The organism is Nocardia sp. NPDC057272 (assembly GCF_042668615.1).
GTDB lineage: Bacteria > Actinomycetota > Actinomycetes > Mycobacteriales > Mycobacteriaceae > Nocardia.
In genome coordinates this window covers 27925-46665 of sequence record NZ_JBHUYK010000025.1, presented here as the reverse complement: position 1 = coordinate 46665, position 18741 = coordinate 27925, and the positions used below count along the sequence as shown (strand labels likewise).

At 68.4% G+C, this 18741-nt stretch carries 21 protein-coding genes and 1 riboswitch; of the genes, 13 read left to right on the top strand and 8 right to left on the bottom strand.

Features of this window, described 5'->3' with window-relative positions; genetic code table 11:
* Positions 1 to 25: 25 nt before the first annotated feature.
* The 9 genes from ACFULV_RS27230 to ACFULV_RS27190 are packed head-to-tail and all read left to right on the top strand — an operon-like array spanning position 26 to position 8326.
* On the top strand, positions 26 to 595 hold the full coding sequence (locus tag ACFULV_RS27230; RefSeq protein WP_378661445.1) for a TetR/AcrR family transcriptional regulator: 570 nt from the start codon (positions 26 to 28) through the stop codon (positions 593 to 595).
* Positions 592 to 1158 carry a hypothetical protein gene (locus ACFULV_RS27225; RefSeq protein ID WP_378661442.1) on the top strand — a complete coding sequence of 189 codons (567 nt, stop codon included), beginning with the start codon at positions 592 to 594 and terminating at the stop codon, positions 1156 to 1158. Before ACFULV_RS27230 ends, ACFULV_RS27225 begins: the two co-directional genes overlap by 4 nt.
* 58 nt (positions 1159 to 1216) lie before the next feature.
* Positions 1217 to 2440 carry a cation:proton antiporter gene (locus tag ACFULV_RS27220; RefSeq protein ID WP_378661439.1) on the top strand — a complete coding sequence of 408 codons (1224 nt, stop codon included), beginning with the start codon at positions 1217 to 1219 and terminating at the stop codon, positions 2438 to 2440.
* Between the two features lie 27 nt (positions 2441 to 2467).
* Positions 2468 to 3526, top strand: coding sequence for an N-acetyl-gamma-glutamyl-phosphate reductase (gene argC, locus ACFULV_RS27215; protein ID WP_378661436.1), 1059 nt, complete (start codon positions 2468 to 2470; stop codon positions 3524 to 3526).
* Positions 3523 to 4749 carry a bifunctional glutamate N-acetyltransferase/amino-acid acetyltransferase ArgJ gene (gene argJ, locus ACFULV_RS27210; protein WP_378661433.1) on the top strand — a complete coding sequence of 409 codons (1227 nt, stop codon included), beginning with the start codon at positions 3523 to 3525 and terminating at the stop codon, positions 4747 to 4749. Before argC ends, argJ begins: the two co-directional genes overlap by 4 nt.
* Positions 4746 to 5660, top strand: coding sequence for an acetylglutamate kinase (gene argB, locus ACFULV_RS27205; RefSeq protein ID WP_378661431.1), 915 nt, complete (start codon positions 4746 to 4748; stop codon positions 5658 to 5660). The genes argJ and argB overlap by 4 nt, the downstream gene beginning before the upstream one ends.
* Positions 5657 to 6859 (top strand): acetylornithine transaminase, encoded by a 1203-nt coding sequence (locus ACFULV_RS27200; protein WP_378636941.1) that lies wholly within the window; start codon positions 5657 to 5659, stop codon positions 6857 to 6859. The genes argB and ACFULV_RS27200 overlap by 4 nt, the downstream gene beginning before the upstream one ends.
* Positions 6856 to 7788: an ornithine carbamoyltransferase gene (gene argF / locus ACFULV_RS27195; protein WP_378636939.1), complete on the top strand. Its 933-nt coding sequence runs from the start codon at positions 6856 to 6858 to the stop codon at positions 7786 to 7788. Before ACFULV_RS27200 ends, argF begins: the two co-directional genes overlap by 4 nt.
* Positions 7789 to 7822: 34 nt before the next feature.
* Positions 7823 to 8326, top strand: a complete 504-nt coding sequence (locus ACFULV_RS27190; protein ID WP_378636937.1) for an arginine repressor — start codon at positions 7823 to 7825, stop codon at positions 8324 to 8326.
* On the opposite strand, the gene ACFULV_RS27185 is transcribed toward ACFULV_RS27190, so the two are convergent.
* Positions 8323 to 8886, bottom strand: coding sequence for a TetR/AcrR family transcriptional regulator (locus ACFULV_RS27185; RefSeq protein WP_378661428.1), 564 nt, complete (start codon positions 8884 to 8886; stop codon positions 8323 to 8325). The genes ACFULV_RS27190 and ACFULV_RS27185 overlap by 4 nt on opposite strands.
* A gap of 126 nt (positions 8887 to 9012) precedes the next feature.
* Between ACFULV_RS27185 and ACFULV_RS27180 the strand changes: the two genes are divergently transcribed.
* Complete coding sequence (locus ACFULV_RS27180) at positions 9013 to 10428, top strand: MFS transporter (protein ID WP_378661427.1); 1416 nt, start codon at positions 9013 to 9015, stop codon at positions 10426 to 10428.
* Here ACFULV_RS27180 and ACFULV_RS27175 read toward each other — a convergent pair.
* From ACFULV_RS27175 to ACFULV_RS27155, 5 genes are all read right to left on the bottom strand, one after another.
* The gene (locus tag ACFULV_RS27175) at positions 10312 to 11133 is read right to left on the bottom strand and encodes a DUF4184 family protein (protein WP_378661425.1); all 822 of its coding nucleotides are present in this window, start codon (positions 11131 to 11133) and stop codon (positions 10312 to 10314) included. The two genes, ACFULV_RS27180 and ACFULV_RS27175, sit on opposite strands and share 117 nt — an antisense overlap.
* Positions 11134 to 11163: 30 nt before the next feature.
* Positions 11164 to 11985 carry an aldose 1-epimerase gene (locus tag ACFULV_RS27170; protein WP_378661422.1) on the bottom strand — a complete coding sequence of 274 codons (822 nt, stop codon included), beginning with the start codon at positions 11983 to 11985 and terminating at the stop codon, positions 11164 to 11166.
* 73 nt (positions 11986 to 12058) lie between these two features.
* Positions 12059 to 12214: a hypothetical protein gene (locus tag ACFULV_RS27165; protein WP_378636924.1), complete on the bottom strand. Its 156-nt coding sequence runs from the start codon at positions 12212 to 12214 to the stop codon at positions 12059 to 12061.
* Positions 12215 to 12276: 62 nt separating this feature from the next.
* On the bottom strand, positions 12277 to 12408 hold the full coding sequence (locus ACFULV_RS27160; protein WP_281258043.1) for a hypothetical protein: 132 nt from the start codon (positions 12406 to 12408) through the stop codon (positions 12277 to 12279).
* Between the two features lie 31 nt (positions 12409 to 12439).
* On the bottom strand, positions 12440 to 12580 hold the full coding sequence (locus ACFULV_RS27155; RefSeq protein ID WP_378636920.1) for a hypothetical protein: 141 nt from the start codon (positions 12578 to 12580) through the stop codon (positions 12440 to 12442).
* A 226-nt stretch (positions 12581 to 12806) separates the two neighbouring features.
* Here ACFULV_RS27155 and ACFULV_RS27150 point away from each other — a divergent pair, with 226 nt between their 5' ends.
* From ACFULV_RS27150 to ACFULV_RS27140, 3 genes are all read left to right on the top strand, one after another.
* Positions 12807 to 14009: an argininosuccinate synthase gene (locus ACFULV_RS27150; RefSeq protein ID WP_056824327.1), complete on the top strand. Its 1203-nt coding sequence runs from the start codon at positions 12807 to 12809 to the stop codon at positions 14007 to 14009.
* 232 nt (positions 14010 to 14241) lie between these two features.
* Positions 14242 to 15660 carry an argininosuccinate lyase gene (argH, locus tag ACFULV_RS27145; protein ID WP_378661420.1) on the top strand — a complete coding sequence of 473 codons (1419 nt, stop codon included), beginning with the start codon at positions 14242 to 14244 and terminating at the stop codon, positions 15658 to 15660.
* Positions 15661 to 15725: 65 nt separating this feature from the next.
* Positions 15726 to 15790, top strand: a riboswitch (guanidine-III (ykkC-III) riboswitch).
* A gap of 10 nt (positions 15791 to 15800) precedes the next feature.
* Positions 15801 to 16115 carry a multidrug efflux SMR transporter gene (locus ACFULV_RS27140; RefSeq protein WP_358114922.1) on the top strand — a complete coding sequence of 105 codons (315 nt, stop codon included), beginning with the start codon at positions 15801 to 15803 and terminating at the stop codon, positions 16113 to 16115.
* A 50-nt stretch (positions 16116 to 16165) separates the two neighbouring features.
* Here the strand turns inward: ACFULV_RS27140 and ilvA are convergent, their stop codons facing one another.
* A complete protein-coding gene (gene ilvA / locus ACFULV_RS27135; RefSeq protein ID WP_378637338.1) occupies positions 16166 to 17389 on the bottom strand; it encodes a threonine ammonia-lyase in 1224 nt (407 codons plus the stop codon).
* Positions 17390 to 17469: 80 nt separating this feature from the next.
* A complete protein-coding gene (locus tag ACFULV_RS27130) occupies positions 17470 to 18648 on the bottom strand; it encodes a serine hydrolase domain-containing protein (protein WP_378636913.1) in 1179 nt (392 codons plus the stop codon).
* Positions 18649 to 18741: the final 93 nt, after the last annotated feature.

The window sequence follows — 18741 nt, the reverse complement described above, 5'->3', positions numbered from 1 at the left end:
CTGTCCAGTCAGTCATAATCGGAGCATGCCGAAGCGAGTGGACGTGCATGCCCGGCGCACCGAAATCCTGGATGCGGCCGTCCGGGTGTTCGCGCGCAAGGGCTTCGCCGCATCCCGGATCGAGGATGTCGCGGCCGAGGCCGGTGTCGCGAAAGGCAGTGTCTACCTCGCGGTCAGCAGCCGAGAGGAGTTGCTGACCGCGGCGTTCGACCAGTACCGCGCTCGCGCGCGGGAACAGCTCGCCATTTCTGGCGCCGGTTCGGCACTGGATCGGCTGGCCGCGCTGATCCGGGCGACAGTCACGATGCTGGCCGCTCATCCCGACCACGCACGCGTGCTGCTGGACGTGTGGGCCGCCCGCACCCCGATAGACATGGCCACCGTGTACGCGGAATACCGCGCGGCGATCGCCGAGCTGCTGCGTGAGGCAGGCGCCGACGGACAGTTGCGGGCGGGGATCGGGCCGGGGCACGCGGCCGTGATCGTCGGTGCGATCGAAGGCTGCCTGGTGCAGTGGCTGGCCGACGATCAGGTCCGGCTCGCCGATCTGGCCGAACCCCTGGTGCAGATCTGTGTGGACGGGGTCCGGCGATGACGATCACCGACCGGCTGATCGCCCCGAACGCGACGAGAAGTGAAGCCGCCCTGTGCTATTCGGCGGCGGTCGCCGGCGCGGCGGTGGCCGGTCTGCTGGCTCGGCACGCGGGTGGATCCGCGGTGGTGATCATCGTGGTCGCGCTGGTCGGGTTCGACCTGTTCGGCGGCGCGGTGGTGAACGCGACCGACTCGGCGAAGCGCTGGTTCCACCGGCCCGGCCGCGATGCTCGCCACCACCTCGCGTTCGTGGCGATCCACGCACAGCCGTTCCTGCTCGCCCTCGTCGTGCCCGGGTTCGGCTGGTGGACGGCGGCCGCGATCTACGGATTCGTCGTCGTGGCCGCCATAGCGGTCACCGCGACGCCACGCCACCTCCGCACCCCGGTCGCCTTCGCCGCCACCGTCTTCGGTGCCACGCTCACCACCGCCGTGCTCGCGGTCCCGACGTTCCTGGTCTGGTTCGGACCCGTTCTGCTGATCAAACTCCTCCTCGCCCACCTCTTGCCGGAGCCGGGCGCCGTCGACGAGCGCCTGCCGATCACGCCGCGCCCGGTGGCGTGACCGATCGCCCGCGCGCGGTTTCGGGGATCGGGCATGCCGCTGTGCCACGATGACCTGCATGGATCTGCTCGCGTCCGAAGGTGTCGGCGATCCCTCGCCGATCGTCTCGCTGTTCTGGATCGCGCTCATCGCGGTGATCGCACCGCTGCTGTCGCGGCTGGTGCGCGGGTATCTGCCGGATGTGGTGATCCTGCTGGTGGCCGGGGCGGTAGTCGGACCGCATGTGCTCGGGTGGGCGAGCAGCGAGGGCGGGGTCGACCTGGTCAGCGAGTTGGGCCTGGGGATGCTGTTCCTGCTGGCGGGCTACGAGCTCGATCCGCAGTTGCTGCGCGGCCGCTCGGGGCGGACGGCGTGGGTGGTGTGGATCGTGTGTCTGCTGTTCGCGTTCGTGATCGTGATGGTCGCGACGGACACCTCGAGCGGCACCCGCGTCGCGGTCGCGATCGCGTTGACCTCCACCGCGCTCGGCACCCTGCTGCCGATCCTGAAGCAGGCGGGAATCCTCGACACACGGCTGGGCCGGGCGGTGATGACGCACGGCGCGGTGGGCGAGCTGGGGCCCATCGTGGCGATGTCGGTGCTGCTCACCAGTCGTGATGCGGGCAGCGCGGTGGTGGTCGTCGTGATGTTCGTGGTGGCGGCCGTGGTCGTCGGATTCGTGCCGGTGCGGATGCTCGATCGCATGCCGGGTCTGGGCGCCGGGCTGGCCAAGCTGGGCGGTGGCACCTCGCAGCTGCCCGTGCGCGGGGTGGTGCTGCTGCTGTTGGTGCTGATGGTGGTCGCCGAGGTCTTCGATCTGGACGTGGTCCTCGGCGCGTTCGCCGCGGGCATGATTCTGCGGCGGCTCATCGCGGCGGGGCATCCGGATGTGGACTCCTCGCTCGAGGCCATCGGCTACGGGTTGCTGATCCCGGTGTTCTTCGTGGTGTCGGGCATGGGCATCGACGTGGCGGCGGTCGGCCGGAGTCCAGCACTGTGGTTGTGGTTCGTGGTCACCATCGCGATCGCCCGCGGGTTGCCCGTCTGGCTGAGCGAGCGGTTCGTGCCGCGCGCGGACACCCTGCCGACCGCGCGGGAGCGCGTCGAATTGGCGCTCTTTGCCGCCACGGGCCTGCCGATCATCGTCGCGGTGACCCAGGTGGCCACCCAGACGGGCTTGCTGACCGCTGATGTCGCCTCGATCCTGGTCGCGGCGGGCGCGACGACCGTTCTGGTGTTTCCACTGGTCGCGCGCCTGATCGGGGCGTCGGAGGCGAAGTCGGTCACACCCGCTCATGAATGAGCTTGCATAGTCGTGCATAATCATCACATGGTTGATTCGTCGGGAGGACCCGTGTTGCGGGTGGCGGTTGCCGGTGCGAGTGGATACGCCGGTGGCGAAGTGTTGCGTCTACTGCTCGGTCATCCCGAATACCGAGCGGGGCGCCTCGAGATCGGGGCGCTGACCGCCGGATCCAACGCGGGTACCGCCCTGGGCGCGCTGCAGCCGCATCTGCTGCCCCTGGCGGACCGGATTCTCGAGGAGACCACTCCCGAGGTCCTGGCCGGTCACGACATCGTGTTCCTCGGCCTCCCGCACGGCCAGTCCGGCGCCATCGCGGCAGCCCTGCCCGACGAGACCGTCATCATCGACTGCGGCGCCGACTACCGGCTCACCGACGCCGCCGCCTGGGAGCGGTACTACGGCAGCCCCCATGCGGGCAGCTGGCCCTATGGTCTGCCCGAACTGCCCGGTGGGCGGGCGAAGCTCACCGGCGCCCGGCGCATCGCCGTGCCCGGCTGCTACCCGACCGTGTCGAGTGTGGCGCTGGCCCCGGCGATCGCCGCCGGAATCATCGAGCCCGCCGTGAATGTCGTCGCCGTGAGCGGTACTTCGGGTGCCGGCCGCAAGCTCGATGTCGGTCTGCTCGGTTCCGAGGTGATGGGCAGCGTTCGGGCCTACGGCATCGCGGGCGCGCACCGGCACACTCCCGAGATCGCGCAGAATCTGAAAGCCGCTGGCGGCGTAAATGTCTCGGTGTCGTTCACCCCGGTGCTGGCCCCGATGCCGCGCGGCATCCTCGCCACCTGCACCGCCCCGGTGAAGGTCGACGCCGCGCAGGCGCGCGCCGTCTACGAAAAAGCCTATGCCGACGAGCCTTTCGTGCACCTGCTGCCCGAAGGCGTACTGCCGCAGACCGGTTCGGTGCTCGGCTCCAACGCCATCACCCTGCAGGTCACCGTCGACGCCGACGCGGGCCTGCTCGTGGTGATCGGCGCGATCGACAACTTGACCAAGGGCACCGCGGGCGCCGCGGTGCAATCGATGAATCTGGCCGTCGGATTCGACGAGACCGCAGGACTTTCCACCGTAGGAGTGGCACCGTGACGACCCCTGATCCGCAGACCCCGGACCACGGCAAACTGATCCACACCCAGGGCGTCACCGCGCCACTGGGATTCCGCGCGGCGGGCATCGCGGCCGGTATCAAGGCCAGCGGCAAGCCGGACCTCGCGCTGGTGCTCAACGAGGGTCCCGAATACGCGGCGGCCGGTGTCTTCACCAGCAACCAGGTCAAGGCCGCGCCGGTGCTGTGGTCGCAGCAGGTGCTCAAGACCGGTCACCTGCGCGCGGTGATCCTGAACTCCGGCGGTGCGAACGCCTGCACCGGCCACGGCGGTTTCCAGGACACCCACAAGACCGCCGAGGAACTCGCCGCGGCACTGAGCAATTGGGGCACCGAGACCGGCGCGGGCGAGATCGCGGTCTGCTCCACCGGTCTCATCGGTGACCGCCTGCCGATGGACAAGCTCATCCCGGCGGTCACCGAGATCGTGCACGAGATGGGCGGCGGCATGTCGGGTGGCTCCGACGCCGCCCACGCCATCATGACCACCGACACCGTGCCGAAGGAGTCGGCATTCCACAGCGAGGACAAGTGGAATGTGGGCGGCATGGCCAAGGGCGCGGGCATGCTCGCGCCGTCGCTGGCCACCATGCTCGTCGTGCTCACCACCGACGCCGTGGCCACGCCCGAGCAGCTCGATTCCGCCCTGCGCAAGGCCACCAAATACACCTTCGACCGGCTCGATGTCGACGGTTCCTGCTCCACCAACGACACCGTGCTGCTGCTGGCCAACGGCGCCAGCGGCGTCGCGCCCACGCAGGAGGATCTCGACGCCGCGGTGTTCACCGTGTGTGACGACCTGGCCGCCCAGCTGATGGCCGACGCCGAGGGCGTCACCAAGCGGGTCCAGGTCACCGTCGCCGGCGCGGCGTCCGAGGACGAGGCGCTCACCGTCGCCCGCGCGGTCGCCCGCGACAGCCTGGTCAAGACCGCGCTGTTCGGCTCCGACCCGAACTGGGGTCGCGTGCTCGCCGCAGTCGGCATCGCGCCGGTGACCCTGGATCCGAACCGGATCACGGTGTCGTTCAACGGCAATCCGGTCTGCGTCGACAGTGTCGGCGCGCCCGGCGCCCGCGAGGTCGACCTGTCCGGCGAGGACGTCGACGTGCTGATCGAGCTCAACGTGGGCGAGGGCACCGCGATGGTGCGCACCACCGACCTCTCGCACGCCTACGTCGAAGAGAACTCGGCGTACAGCTCATGAGTAGCAGTGCGGTGCACGACCTTTCGGCGCTGGACAAAGCGCACGTGCTCGCCGACGCGCTGCCGTGGCTGCAGAAGTTCCGCGGCAAGATCGTGGTCGTGAAGTACGGCGGCAACGCCATGGTCGACGACGAACTCAAGGCCGCCTTCGCCGCCGACATGGCGTTCCTGCGCACCGTCGGCGTGCATCCCGTAGTCGTGCACGGTGGCGGCCCGCAGATCAACGCCATGCTGAAAAGGCTCGGCATGGCAGGCGAATTCCGCGGCGGCTTCCGCGTCACCACCCCCGAGGTGATGGACGTGGTCCGGATGGTGCTGTTCGGTCAGGTGGGCCGTGAGCTCGTCGGGCTGATCAACGCGCACGGCCCGTACGCGGTCGGCATCTCCGGCGAGGACGCGCACCTGTTCACCGCCACCCGGCGCACCGTCGCCGTGGAGGGTGTCGCCACCGATATCGGCCTGGTCGGCGACGTCACCGAGGTCAACCCCGGCGCCGTGCTCGACCTGATCGACGCGGGCCGCATCCCGGTGGTCTCCACCATCGCCCCCGATGCCGACGGCGTGGTGCACAACATCAACGCCGACACCGCCGCCGCCGCGCTGGCCGAGGGTATCGGCGCCGAGAAACTCGTCGTGCTCACCGACGTCGAGGGCCTCTACACCGACTGGCCGGACCGCTCCTCGCTGACCAGTCGGATCGACACCGACGCGTTGGCGAAGTTGCTGCCACGGCTGGATGCGGGCATGGTGCCGAAGATGGAAGCGTGCTTGCGCGCCGTGCTCGGCGGGGTCCCCAGTGCCCACGTGATCGACGGGCGGGTCCCGCATTCGGTACTACTGGAGCTGTTCACCGGAGAAGGAATCGGAACCATGGTGACCCCCGCAGGGTCGCCGGATGGAACGCAATCATGAGCGAAGTAGAGAAGCTGCAGCAGCGGTGGTCGGCCGCGATGATGGACAACTACGGCACCCCGAAGGTCGCGCTGGTGCGCGGCGCCGGTGCGGTGCTCTACGACGCCGACGGCAAGCGCTATATCGACTTCCTCGGCGGTATCGCGGTCAACAGCCTCGGCCACGCCCACCCCGCCATTCTGGAAGCGGTGACCCAGCAGCTGGGCACGCTCGGCCACGTGTCGAACCTGTACGCCAGCGAGCCCGTGATCGAGCTGGCCGAGAAGCTGCTGGCCCACTTCGGTGACGGTGAGGGCAAGGCGTTCTTCTGCAACTCCGGCACCGAGGCCAACGAGGCCGCGTTCAAGATCGCGCGGCTCACCGGGCGGTCCAAGATCGTCGCCGCCGAGGAGGCGTTCCACGGTCGCACCATGGGCGCGCTCGCCCTCACCGGTCAGCCCGCCAAGCGCACGCCGTTCGAGCCGATGCCGCCCGGCGTCGTGCACGTGCCCTACGGTGACGCCGCCGCGCTCGACGCGGTGGTCGACTCCGACACGGCCGCGGTGTTCCTCGAACCGATGATGGGGGAGAGCGGTGTGGTCGTCCCGCCGTTCGACTATCTCGCCAAGGCGCGGGAGATCACGTCCAGGGCCGGGGCGCTGCTGATCCTCGATGAGGTCCAGACCGGAATCGGGCGCACCGGAACATTTTTCGCGCACCAGGCGGCGGGCATCGTGCCCGACGCGATCACCCTGGCCAAGGGGCTCGGTGGCGGCCTGCCGATCGGCGCGGTGCTGGCCCAGGGCCGCGCCGCCGAACTGCTCACGCCGGGTCTGCACGGCACCACCTTCGGCGGCAATCCCGTCTGTGCCGCAGCGGCTTTGGCCGTGCTGCGCACGATCGACTCCGACAACCTGCTGACCCATGTGGAGTGGGTGGGCAAGAAGCTCAGCGACGGTATCGCGTTGCTCGAGCATCCCGAGATCGACCACGTGCGTGGTGCGGGTCTGCTCATCGGCATCGTGCTGAAGAACGACATCTCCGCGTATGTCGACGAACGGGCGCGCGAGGCCGGCTACCTGCTGAACCCCGCCAAGCCCAACGTGATCCGGTTGGCGCCACCCCTGGTGCTCACCGAAACCCAGGCCGACAATTTCGTCGCCGACCTGCCCGAGATCCTCGACAAGGCCGCCGCCGATGCTAAGGGAGCGACCAAGTGACCCTGCGTCATTTCTTGCGCGACGACGATGTGACGCAGGCCGAACAGGCCGAGATCCTCGCCATCGCCGCCGAATTGAAGAAGGACCCCTTCGCGCACCGGCCGCTCGACGGCCCGCGCGGAGTCGGGGTGATCTTCGAGAAGAACTCCACCCGCACCCGCTTCTCGTTCGAGCTGGGTATCGCTCAGCTCGGCGGGCACGCGGTGGTCGTCGACGGTCGCGACACCCAGCTGGGTCGTGAGGAGACCCTCGGCGACACCGGCAGCGTGCTCTCGCGCTACGTCGACGCCATCGTGTGGCGGACCTTCGAACAGTCCCGCCTCGACGAGATGGCCGTCACCGCGACGGTTCCCGTGGTGAACGCACTGTCCAACGAGTTCCACCCCTGCCAGGTGCTGGCCGATCTGCAGACGATCAGCGAGCGCAAGGGATCGCTCGCGGGGCTGAACCTCACCTACTTCGGCGACGGCGCCAACAATATGGCGCACTCGCTGTTGCTCGGTGGCGTGACGGCGGGCATGAATGTGACCGTGGCCGCGCCCGCGGGCTTCGAACCGCTGCCGTGGATCCTGGACGCCGCCGCCAAGCGCGCCGCGGAAACCGGTGCGACCGTGTCGGTCACGGGTGACCCGGTGGTCGGCGCGACCGGCGCGGACGTGCTCGTCACCGATACCTGGACCTCCATGGGGCAAGAGAACGACGGCCTCGACCGTGTCGGCCCGTTCCGCCCGTTCCAGCTCAACGCCGAGCTGCTCGCCCACGCGACTCCGGAAGTGATTGTGCTGCACTGTCTTCCGGCGCACCGCGGCGAAGAGATCACCGACGAGGTCCTCGACGGTGGGCACAGTGTGGTCTGGGACGAAGCCGAGAATCGCCTGCACGCGCAGAAGGCGCTGCTGGTGTGGCTGCTCGCGAAAGCCGCCGCGTGAGACCGCGAACCGGGGCCGGCGTAGGGGCTGGGCGATGAGCGCGCCTGAAAAGGGCTCGCCCGCGATCGCTCGCACCCGCGCCGGCCGCCAGTCACGCATCATCGAACTGCTGACCTCGCATTCGGTCCGCAGTCAGACCGAACTCGCCGCGCTGCTGTCGGCCGAGGGTATCGAGACCACCCAGGCCACCCTGTCGCGCGACCTCGACGAACTCGGCGCGGTGAAACTGCGCGCGGCCGACGGTGGCGCGGGCGTCTACATCGTCCCCGAGGACGGCAGCCCCGTGCGTGGGGTCACCGGCGGTACCGGCCGTCTGTCCAAACTCCTCGGTGACCTGCTCGTCTCCACCGACGCCAGCGGCAATCTCGCCGTCCTGCGCACCCCGCCCGGCGCCGCCCACTTCCTGGCCAGCGCCCTCGACCGCGCCGCCCTGCCCTACATCGTCGGCACCATCGCCGGCGACGACACCATCGCCGTCATCGCCCGCGAACCACTCACCGGCGCCGAACTGGCGGCGAAGATCGAGGGCCTGGCCTAACGCTGGACGCGCAGGCCCGCGAGCGCCACGTCGGTGAGCAGTGGTGCGGAGTCGGCCGCGGCTTGGCAGCCCGCGCCGATGCCGTGGCCCAGGCGCAGGATGTCGCGGGGGCTCACTTCGGGGCGGATGATGCCTGCCTCCTGCACCGGAATCAGCACGCTGCCCGCGGCTTCGGCCAGCAGGGTGGAGCAGGCGGTGAAGGTCTCCGAGGTGCGGTCGATGGCCGCTTTGAGAGTGGTTGCCAGGCCGTGCTTTTCGAGGATATAGGTGACCAGTTCGCCGAACCAGGCGTCGAACGCGTCGAGGGGGGCGTGGGTTCGGCGTAATTCGTCGGCCCGTGCGGCGAGGGTCTCGATGTTGGAGCGGTACACCGCCTCCATGAGCGTGGTGCGATTCGGGAAGTGGCGATACAGCGTCCCCGGGCCGACCCCTGCGCGCCGTGCGATGTCATCGAGGGGCGCGTCGGTGCCGTGCTCGGCGAACGCGTCGCGGGCGCAGTCGACGATGCGCTCGTAATTGCGGCGTGCGTCGGCGCGCATCGGCCGCGACGGTGCGTCCACGAGATCCTCCACTGGAAACGGATGAAGTCTCCGTTTAGTCTTGCGGAACCGGAGACTTTCTCCCTATGCTAACTCTGTCATAAACGGAGACTCTCTCCGTTTGAGTTCCTTGTTGATGGAGCGTTCTTGACTACCACCACTTTCTCGGAAAAACCCCAGGTGGACCGTGTACGGCCACGGCTCGTCCTGGTCACTTTGCTGACCTGTCAGCTCATGATCATCCTCGACATCACCGTGATGAATGTGGCGCTGCCGCACATCAGAGCCGACCTCGAGTTCAGTGCTACCGGCCTGTCCTGGGTGATGAACTCCTACACGCTGGTCTTCGGTGGCCTGCTGCTGCTCGGCGGTCGCGCCGGCGACCTGTTCGGCAGGCGCCGGATGTTCCTCGCGGGCGCACTGCTGTTCACCCTCGCCTCGCTGGCCGGTGGGCTGGCGCCCTCTGCTGGGTGGTTGCTCGCGGCCCGTGTGCTCCAGGGCATCGGCGGCGCGATGGCCGGTCCCAATACCCTTGCGCTGCTGACTACTACGTTCACCGAGCCCAAGGCGCGGATTCGGGTACTGGCCCTGTTCTCCGGCATGTCGAGCGCCGGCTTCGCGATCGGCCTGATCGTCGGCGGACTGCTGACCGAATGGTTCGGCTGGCGCTCGGTGCTGTTCATCAATGTGCCGTTCGGCCTGGTCATCGCCGTGCTCGCGCTGCGCTGCCTGCCCGATCTGCCCCGGCGCGCCGCCCGGCTCGACCTGCCCGGTGCGGTGACCGCGACCGCGGGCGTGGCCGCCCTCGTCTACGGTTTCATCAGCGCGGCCTCGCACGGGTGGGCCGCGGCGGGCACCGACATCTGGCTCGCGGTCGGAGTGGCGCTGTTGGCGGCGTTCATCGCCATCGAACTGCGTGCGCCGCAACCACTTCTGCCACTGCACCTGTTCGCCGACCGCAATCGCGCCGCCGCATATCTGAACATGTTCCTCGGCCCGATGGCGGGCATGTCGATGTTCTTCTTCCTCACCCAGTATCTGCAAGATGTGCTGGGGATGAGTTCGCTGGCAACAGGTTTCGCGTTCCTGCCGACGGCGGTGCTGATGTTCGCGATGATCCGCCTGATCCCGCGGCTGCTGGCGCGTTTCGGACCCAAGCCGGTGACCTTGACCGGCGCCGTCGCCATGGTCACCGGACTCGTGCTGCTGACCAGGCTTTCGGAGGATTCCGGCTACTTCCCCCTGCTGTTCGTGGCGATGGTCGCGATGGGCTGCGGCATCGGGCTCGCGTTCTCTCCGCTGAACGTGATCATCATGTCCACCGTCTCGCCCGACGAGGCGGGCGCTGCGGGCGGCGCTCTCCAGACCATGCAGCAGACCGGTGGCGCGCTGGGCTTGGCCGTTCTGGTGACGATCTTCGGCACCGCCGCGCGCGACGCGGGCGGTTCACCCACCCATGCCCTGGTCGGCGGCATGACCGCCGCCTTCGCGGCAGCCGCCGTCATCGCCGCCCTGACCTTCCTGGTCGCCCTCACCTTCCGCAGCGTCCGCTCGCCGCGGTGAGCGCACGCGACCTGTGCCGAGGTGCCAGAGCACGGCGTAGACGGCCCAGGCGACAACCGTCGCCCGAGCCGCGCCGACGATCGTGTGTCGGATCAGGTCGTAGGTGCTGACTCGGGTGACCGGGTCGTCGACGGCGAGTGCCGCACCGATGACCGGCGCGGCGAGCAGCACGGCGACGACGGCCCGGTGCGTCCACGTGGGTGCGCGAACCTCGCGCCAGGTGCGGCGCACCACAAGGTAGGTGAGGACCGCTGTTCCGGCGAGCGAGGAGAGATAGCCGAGGACGTTGTAGGTCTTGTGCGGCTCGATGATCGACGTCCGCACCAGAGCCGAGTGCTGGACCACGAAACCTGTTGTCTGAGTGAAAGAATCCCAGACCACGTGTGTCGCGGCACCGAGCACGAGGGCGGTGACCGTCGAAACCGCCGCGAGCCCCGCTGATCTGTGATCAGGGGACGAGGAGGGCGCCAGGCGGAGAAGCGCCGAGGCCGGGCCGGCGGAAAGCCGGAAAGCGACGAGTAGTACCAGGCCGATCAGCAGGTCCCAGCACAGAACGCCGACAACCGAGTGGGTTGTGGTGCCGGACATGGGACCGGGCAGGTAGTAGACGACGTCGGGAGCGATGGATCCCGCGACGAGTGCGGGAAGGGGGAGATATCGAGCGAAGGGCAGCACCGCAACGGGATGGGCGAACGTGATCGGCACGCAATCACCGTAATCGGCTGTGGTGCTGGGCTACTCGGGCCGCGGAGTCGTTCGGTTCCGCGACAGGCGTTGCCATGTCCAGTCCACGTGGACATCGAGTGGTGAATCCGGTGTGACCATCCGTGGTTCGGTGTTGAGGCCGTTAGGTGGGCCGGACTGGGCCTCCACCGACAGGGATCGCTCCGGCAGGGTCCAGACGACCACGTCGTGGACCGGGCTGGTGATGGTGAACTCCAGGAATCCGGGCCAGGTGAGGCGGGCGAGAACGCCGTCGGGCATGCCGAAGCAGTCGTCCCACGGCGGCGGTGTCGGCGCGATCTCTCGGCCGGTGGGCAGGTAGTCGTCGCCGCGTTCGTACTGCCAGACCGGGGCGAAATCGAGTCGCACCGGGCCGGTCGCCGGCGGGACTTCGCGCAGGAACCACGGATGCCAGCCGCCTTGGGCGGGGAATGCATCGTGGTCGGTGGTGATGCGCATCGCCAGGGCGAGGCCGGTGTCGGTCAGGGTGAAAGTCTGAGTGACGGTGCCCGCGAACGGCCACGGGTCACCGAGGCGATGGCTGATCGTCGCCTCGGTCGGCGACGCGGCCACCACGTCCCAGCGTCCGTCGCGCGCGGTGCCGTGGATGCTGTGCGGCGGATTGTTGATCGGCAGCTGATAGGTGCGATCGCCGACGCGCAGCTCGCCGTCGCCGAGCCGACCGGCCCACGGCGCCATGACGAAACACCCGGTCCCCGGGTCTTGCCGGAGCAGCTCAGTGCCGTCGACGGTGAGGCTGTGGATCGCGCCGCCGTCGCCGGGGGCGATCGTGAGACCCGCGGAACCTGTGTCGAGCCGCACATCGTCGGTCATGGCTCGCAGACTAGCGGCGTGGGTCGGCGATCGGCGGTAACCCGCGCCGGAATCCCCGTGAGACCGAGGAGCCTCAGTTGAACGGGTACTGGCCGCCGCCCGCGCCGCCGCCGCGGTTGTTCGGCGTGGCGATGTCGATGATGTCCTGAACCAGGTCGACGACGGCCCTGCCGACATCGAGAACACCGTTGCCGAGGGTCGAGAATTCCTGCGCGATGTAATGGAGCATCTTGTTCGTCCTCCCGTGTGGCGAGCCGAATAGTGCTCTCCCAGCGTGCCATACGCGAGGTGTCAGGAGTTGAGGAAATTCAGGATCAGCAGCGTCAGCGGAGCGGTGATCTCGAATCCTGTTTGCAAGACATACAGCCCGAGACCAGCGATGGCGTTGTAATTGTCGGAGAGGAACTGCAGGACTTCGTCCATGATGTGCTCCCTGGATTCGAGTTCGATGGGGTCAGGCGAAGAACCCCTGGAGCAGCGGGGTACCGAGCTCGATGACGGTCTTGGCCACCGTCAAGCCGAGGTTCCCGAGTCCGATGACCACGGTGCCGATGAGGTCGTAGTTGGCCTCGGCGAAATCACGTAGCGACTGCATGATGGCTCCTTTGGTCCCGACCCGCGGCTATCTGCTGTGACCAGCGTCTCACAGCCGAGACTGCTCGCCAAGGGGGCTTACGGTATCGCCATACCCCCGGTTATGAATGAGATTGCATCATCATGCATAATCATTTGTAGCAACGGCGTGAGCCGAACCGGCGGCCGGAGCATCCATACTGCTCACGGCAGGCCTTACGTACCAGACTTCGAGGAGCACAACAGACATGTCCGATCGCGTCGTACTCGCCTACTCCGGTGGGCTTGACACCTCCGTCGCCATCAGCTGGATCGCGAAGGAGACCGGTTCCGAGGTGGTGGCCGTGGCCATCGACCTGGGCCAGGGCGGCGAGGACATGAGCGCGATCCGGCAGCGCGCACTGGACTGCGGCGCCGTGGAGGCCATCGTGGTCGACGCGCGCGACGAGTTCGCCGACGAGTACTGCCTGCCCACCATCCAGGCCAACGCCATGTACATGGGCCAGTACCCGCTCGTCTCGGCCATCAGCCGCCCGCTGATCGTCAAGCACCTGGTCGAGGCCGCGAAGTTCCACAACGCCACCACCGTCTCGCACGGCTGCACCGGCAAGGGCAACGACCAGGTCCGCTTCGAGGTCGGCATCGGCGCGCTCGCCCCCGACCTCGAGGTCATCGCCCCGGTTCGCGACTACGCCTGGACCCGGGAGAAGGCCATCGCCTTCGCCGAGCAGAACAGCCTGCCGATCAACGTCACCAAGAAGTCGCCGTTCTCCATCGACCAGAACGTGTGGGGCCGCGCGGTCGAGACCGGGTTCCTCGAGGACCTGTGGAACGCGCCCACCAAGGACGTCTACGACTACACCGCCGATCCGACGGTGAACTTCGAAGCGCCCGACGAGGTCATCATCACCTTCGAGAAGGGTGTGCCGGTCGCCATCGACGGCCGCCCGGTCTCCGTGCTGCAGGCCATCGAGGAGATGAACACCCGCGCGGGCCGTCAGGGCGTGGGCCGTCTCGACATGGTCGAGGACCGCCTCGTCGGCATCAAGAGCCGCGAGATCTACGAGGCACCGGGCGCCATCGCGCTGATCACCGCGCACCAGGCCCTCGAAGCCGTCACCGTCGAGCGTGAGCTGGCCCGCTACAAGCGCCAGGTCGAGCAGCGCTGGGGCGAGCTGGCCTACGACGGCCTGTGGTATTCCCCGCTCAAGCGCGCACTCGACGCCTTCATCTCCGATACCCAGCAGACCGTCACCGGCGAGATCCGGATGGTGCTGCACGGTGGGTCCGCGGTGGTCAACGGCCGTCGCTCCGAGCAGTCGCTCTACGACTTCAACCTGGCCACCTACGACGAGGGCGACACCTTCGACCAGTCGCTGGCCAAGGGCTTCGTCCAGATCCACGGCCTGTCCTCGAAGGTTGCCGCGCGCCGCGACCTGAACCAGAAGTAAGCTCGCCCGCCGCCTTCCCGCCTCCCCGCGACTTCTGCCGGTCGTAGGGTGGCGGTTGGCGTCGGTTCCGGGCTCACCTGAGGTGTACACCTGTTCTGGGCGTGCCCGATGAGTTACCCATGTTCTCGCTAGATCAGTTGGCAACCGTAGGCTCGATTCGGTTGCCCTTCGTGCGCTGGCAGCCGATGTGCGACTGTGAGCGCGACCGCCTATACCCAGGAGAGGGCACACGATGACCCATAGTGGAACCAACGAAGGTGCCCTCTGGGGTGGGCGATTCGCTTCCGGTCCGGCCGAGGCGATGGCGGCGCTGAGCAAGTCGACCCACTTCGACTGGGTGCTGGCTCCCTATGACATTCGCGCGTCCAAGGCGCATGCTCGCGTGCTGCACAAGGCCGGGCTGCTCGCCGACGAGGATCTGCCCGCCATGCTGGCCGGTCTCGACGCGCTCGCGGCCGACGTCGCCTCGGGCGCCTACGGCCCCGCCGACTCCGACGAGGATGTGCACGGTGCGCTCGAGCGCGGGCTGATCGAGCGGGTCGGCACCGAGCTCGGTGGTCGGCTGCGGGCCGGTCGTTCGCGCAATGACCAGGTGGCGACCCTGTTCCGGATGTGGCTGCGCGACGGTGTGCGTCGCGTCGCCGCCGGTGTGCTCGATGTTGTCGACGCGCTGGTCGCGCAGGCGGCCGCGCATCCCGACGCCGTGATGCCGGGCAAGACCCACCTCCAGGCCGCCCAGCCGGTACTGCTCTCGCATCACCTGCTCGCCCACGCGCATCCGCTGCTGCGCGATCTGGAACGCCTGCGCGATTTCGACAAGCGCGCCGCCATCTCGCCGTACGGTTCGGGCGCGCTGGCCGGTTCCTCGCTGGGCCTCGATCCCGAGCAGATCGCCGCCGAACTGGATTTCACCGCCTCCGCCGCCAATTCGATCGACGCCACCTCCTCGCGTGACTTCGCCGCCGAGGCCGCCTTCGTGCTGGCCATGATCGGCGTCGATCTGAGCCGGATGGCCGAAGAGGTCATCATCTGGAGCACACCGGAATTCGGCTACGTGACCCTGGCCGACGCCTGGTCCACCGGTTCGTCGATCATGCCGCAGAAGAAGAACCCCGATGTCTCCGAGCTCACCCGTGGCAAGGCAGGCCGCCTGATCGGAAACCTGACCGGCCTGCTCGCCACGCTGAAAGCCCAACCGCTGGCGTACAACCGGGACCTGCAGGAAGACAAAGAGCCGGTCTTCGACTCGGTCGCGCAGCTCGAACTGCTCCTGCCCGCCATCGCGGGCCTGGTCGCCACCTTGACCTTTCACACCGACCGGATGGCCGAACTCGCACCCGCCGGGTTCACCCTCGCCACCGATATCGCGGAATGGATGGTGCGCCGAGGTGTTCCGTTCCGCGTCGCCCACGAGGCGGCCGGTGCGTGCGTGCGCGTCGCGGAGGCGCGCGGTGTCGGTCTCGACGAGCTGACCGACGACGAGTTCGCCGCCGTGGACCCCGCGCTCACCGCCGGTGTGCGCGAGGTGCTCACGGTCCAGGGTTCGATCGCCTCGCGCAACGCGCGGGGTGGTACCGCCGGTGTGCGTGTGGCCGAACAGCTCGACGAGGTCCGCAAGACCGCGGACGACGCTCGCGCCTGGTTGAGCTGAGGCGGGGAGGTGGTGACTTCACCCACCACCCGCTTGCCAAGAGGTTGCCGCTGTGACAACTTGGCAGTGAGCCCGAACGGGGCTCCCGGACGAGGGTAGCCGTACCCGGAACGCGACAAGACGGCCACAGGAGGCTCGTCATGTCATGGATTCTGCTCGTCATCTCCGGTGTGCTCGAAGCAGTATGGGCCACCGCGCTGGGCCGAACCGAAGGGTTCACCCGACTCGTCCCGACCGTGGTTTTCGGCGTAGCTCTGGCAGCCAGCATGACCGGGCTGGCGCTGGCCATGCGCGATCTCCCCGTCGGCACCGCGTATGCGGTCTGGGTGGGCATCGGTGCCGTCCTGACCGTCGTCTATGCCATGGTCACCGGCGCGGAAGCCTTTTCGGTCGTGAAGGCCGTGTTCCTGGTGATGATCGTTGCCGGTGTGGTCGGGCTGAAAATGGCGCACTGACGCGGTGATCTCCGGGCTCGTGGTGCGGGAACTCGGTGAGCGGACGGTTGCTAGAGCTCGGCGTGTACACGAAAACCCGAGTCACGCAGTGCGTCCAGGACGTCGTCGCGGTGCGCGGAGCCGCGGGTTTCCACGGTGAGCGACACCTCGACCTCGTCGACGGCCAGCCACGGCCCCGTTCGCGAGTGCACGACATCCACCACGCTCGCGCCCGCTCGCCCGACCACGGCGAGCAGCGCGGACAGGGCTCCTGGCCGGTCGTCGATCGTCACGTGCATGGCCAGGTAGCGGCCCGCGGCGCTGAGACCGTGGCCGATCACGCGCGTGAGTAACAGCGGGTCGATATTTCCGCCCGACAGGATGGTCACCACCGGGCCGGGCAGATCCTCGAGAGCGGAGGTGAGCAAGGCGGCGACGCCCGCCGCACCCGCGGGTTCGACGACGAGTTTGGCCCGTTCGAGGCAGAGCAACAGGGCCCTGGACAGGGCGTCCTCGTCGACGGTGACGATCTCGGACACCAGCTCGGCGACATGGGCGAAGGGCACCGCGCCGGGTAGTCCGACCGCGATACCGTCGGCCATCGTCGACATCCGTGGCACCCGGACCGGCCTGCCCGCCGCCAGCGAATCCGGCCACGCCGCCGCCTCGGCGGCTTGCACGCCGATCACCCGGACATTCGGCGCCAACGCCTGCAACGCCACGGCGACACCCGCGAGCAACCCGCCACCACCGGTGGGCACGACGACCGTGCCCACCTCGGGAACCTGCTCGAGAATCTCGAGCGCGACTGTCGCCTGACCGGCGACGATGTCGGGATGGTCGAAAGGATGGATCAGGGTCGCGCCGGTGCGGTCGGCGAAGTCCTGTGCGGCGACCAAGGATTCGTCGATCGTGTCACCCACCAGATGCACGTCGGCACCATAGGCGCGCGTCGCGACGAGCTTCGGCAACGAGGCCCCGACCGGCATGAACACCGTCGAGGCGATCCCGAGTTCGCTCGCCGCCCACGCCACACCCTGCGCATGGTTGCCGGCGCTGGCCGCCACCACGCCCCGCGCCCGATCCGCCGCCGGGAGATTGGCGATCCGGTTATAGGCCCCGCGGGGTTTGAACGACCCGGTCCGCTGCAAGTTCTCGCATTTGAGCAGCACCTGCGTCCCCGCGCGCTCCGACAACACCCGCGACCCCACGATCGGTGTCCGTCGAATCACCGGCGCCAGCAGTCGCGCGGCTTCCTCGATCCGCTCCAGTCCCACGGTCTCCATCGGCCACATGGTGCCAGGTTCGGCATCGCGAGTCGTGTATCCAGGTGTTGCGTCCATATTGTGCAGTGATCATCCGACCCGCGACTGGCTCAGGGGAGTTGCGACGACTTCGCGATGTTGTGGGCGATGGTGCCGAGGCGGGTGAGGCGGGCGTCGCCGAGCGGGGTGAGTCTGCCGCCGAGACGATTGGTGACGAAGGCGAGGGAGAGGCCGGTTTCGGGATCGGCGAAGGCGCCGGAGCCGCCGAGGCCGAAGTGGCCGAAGGCGGAGATCGGGTCGGCCTTGGAGGGTTTCATCGGGACACCGTGGAAGCCCATGGCCCAGGGGATGCGGAATGCCAGGACGTAGTCGGGGGTGAAGACCTGGCGCGCGGCGAAGCGGGGGATCGAGCCGGGGGACAGGATGCGGGTGCCGTCGAGTTCGCCGCCGTTGGCCAGGGCGGCGTACACGCGGGCGAGCGCGCGGGCGGAGAAGACACCGTTCACGCCGGGCATCACCGAATCGTGGACGCGTTCATCGACGATCAGGTCGGCGAACCCGCGCGGGGTGGTCTCGGCGGCGGCGGCGAAACGGGTACGGGTGAGCAGATCGGAGCCAGTATCCCAATCCATGCCCGCGGCGCGCAGGCGCGGGAAGGTGGTGGCGATGCGGTGGCGCTGATCGTGCGGCACCCGGAACCAGAGTTCTTCGGCGTCGAGAGGTTCGGCCAGTTCGGTGCGCACCACATCGACGAATTCGCGGCCGGTTACCCGCGCGACGATCTCGGCGGCCAAGTGCCCGTAGCTGATTCCGTGATAGCCGCTGGTGACACGGTGCCGCGGATCGGGAGTGGCGGCGGCCAGCGCGGCGGTGACGGCACCGTCATCGAGGAAACTCTCGATCGGCCCGGGCAGCAGACCACGCAGCCGGTGCAGACCGGCGCGGTGGGTGAGTACATCGCGCACGGTGATGCCGGCCTTGCCCGCCGCGGCGAACTCCGGCCAGTACTCGGCGACCGGGCTGTCGTAGTCGAGCTGTCCCCGATCGGCCAGCTGATGAATCACGGTGGAGGCCACGCCTTTTCCGGTGGAGAAGCCCAACGCCACCGAGTCCGCCGTCCATGGCACGCCCGGACTCGCGTAGCCCGCCCAAACATCGACGACGGGCTCGCCGTGCAGATATACGCACAGTGCGCCACCGCCGTGTGAGGGCTTGCGGAACAGATGGTCGAAGACGGTGACCAAGCGGACGAAACGGCGATCCACCGACTGCGCTGTCGAAACTCCCATCCTCCGAGCATGCCATCACACACTAGGGACCGGTCGGTACGGTGAACGTTTCCTAACTGTCACACCGAACACTCCGCACGCAATACGTGGTCC

Excerpts from the sequence above, each read along its gene's own strand:
- ACFULV_RS27230 (WP_378661445.1), top strand. The coding sequence starts at position 26 with ATGCCGAAGCGAGTGGACGTGCATGCCCGGCGCACCGAAATCCTGGAT.
- ACFULV_RS27225 (WP_378661442.1), top strand. The coding sequence starts at position 592 with ATGACGATCACCGACCGGCTGATCGCCCCGAACGCGACGAGAAGTGAA.
- ACFULV_RS27220 (WP_378661439.1), top strand. The coding sequence starts at position 1,217 with ATGGATCTGCTCGCGTCCGAAGGTGTCGGCGATCCCTCGCCGATCGTC.
- argC (WP_378661436.1), top strand. The coding sequence starts at position 2,468 with ATGGTTGATTCGTCGGGAGGACCCGTGTTGCGGGTGGCGGTTGCCGGT.
- argB (WP_378661431.1), top strand. The coding sequence starts at position 4,746 with ATGAGTAGCAGTGCGGTGCACGACCTTTCGGCGCTGGACAAAGCGCAC.
- ACFULV_RS27200 (WP_378636941.1), top strand. The coding sequence starts at position 5,657 with ATGAGCGAAGTAGAGAAGCTGCAGCAGCGGTGGTCGGCCGCGATGATG.
- ACFULV_RS27190 (WP_378636937.1), top strand. The coding sequence starts at position 7,823 with ATGAGCGCGCCTGAAAAGGGCTCGCCCGCGATCGCTCGCACCCGCGCC.
- ACFULV_RS27170 (WP_378661422.1), bottom strand. The coding sequence starts at position 11,985 with ATGACCGACGATGTGCGGCTCGACACAGGTTCCGCGGGTCTCACGATC.
- ACFULV_RS27165 (WP_378636924.1), bottom strand. The coding sequence starts at position 12,214 with ATGCTCCATTACATCGCGCAGGAATTCTCGACCCTCGGCAACGGTGTT.
- ACFULV_RS27160 (WP_281258043.1), bottom strand. The coding sequence starts at position 12,408 with ATGGACGAAGTCCTGCAGTTCCTCTCCGACAATTACAACGCCATCGCT.
- ACFULV_RS27155 (WP_378636920.1), bottom strand. The coding sequence starts at position 12,580 with ATGCAGTCGCTACGTGATTTCGCCGAGGCCAACTACGACCTCATCGGC.
- ACFULV_RS27150 (WP_056824327.1), top strand. The coding sequence starts at position 12,807 with ATGTCCGATCGCGTCGTACTCGCCTACTCCGGTGGGCTTGACACCTCC.
- argH (WP_378661420.1), top strand. The coding sequence starts at position 14,242 with ATGACCCATAGTGGAACCAACGAAGGTGCCCTCTGGGGTGGGCGATTC.
- ACFULV_RS27140 (WP_358114922.1), top strand. The coding sequence starts at position 15,801 with ATGTCATGGATTCTGCTCGTCATCTCCGGTGTGCTCGAAGCAGTATGG.
- ilvA (WP_378637338.1), bottom strand. The coding sequence starts at position 17,389 with ATGTGGCCGATGGAGACCGTGGGACTGGAGCGGATCGAGGAAGCCGCG.
- ACFULV_RS27130 (WP_378636913.1), bottom strand. The coding sequence starts at position 18,648 with ATGGGAGTTTCGACAGCGCAGTCGGTGGATCGCCGTTTCGTCCGCTTG.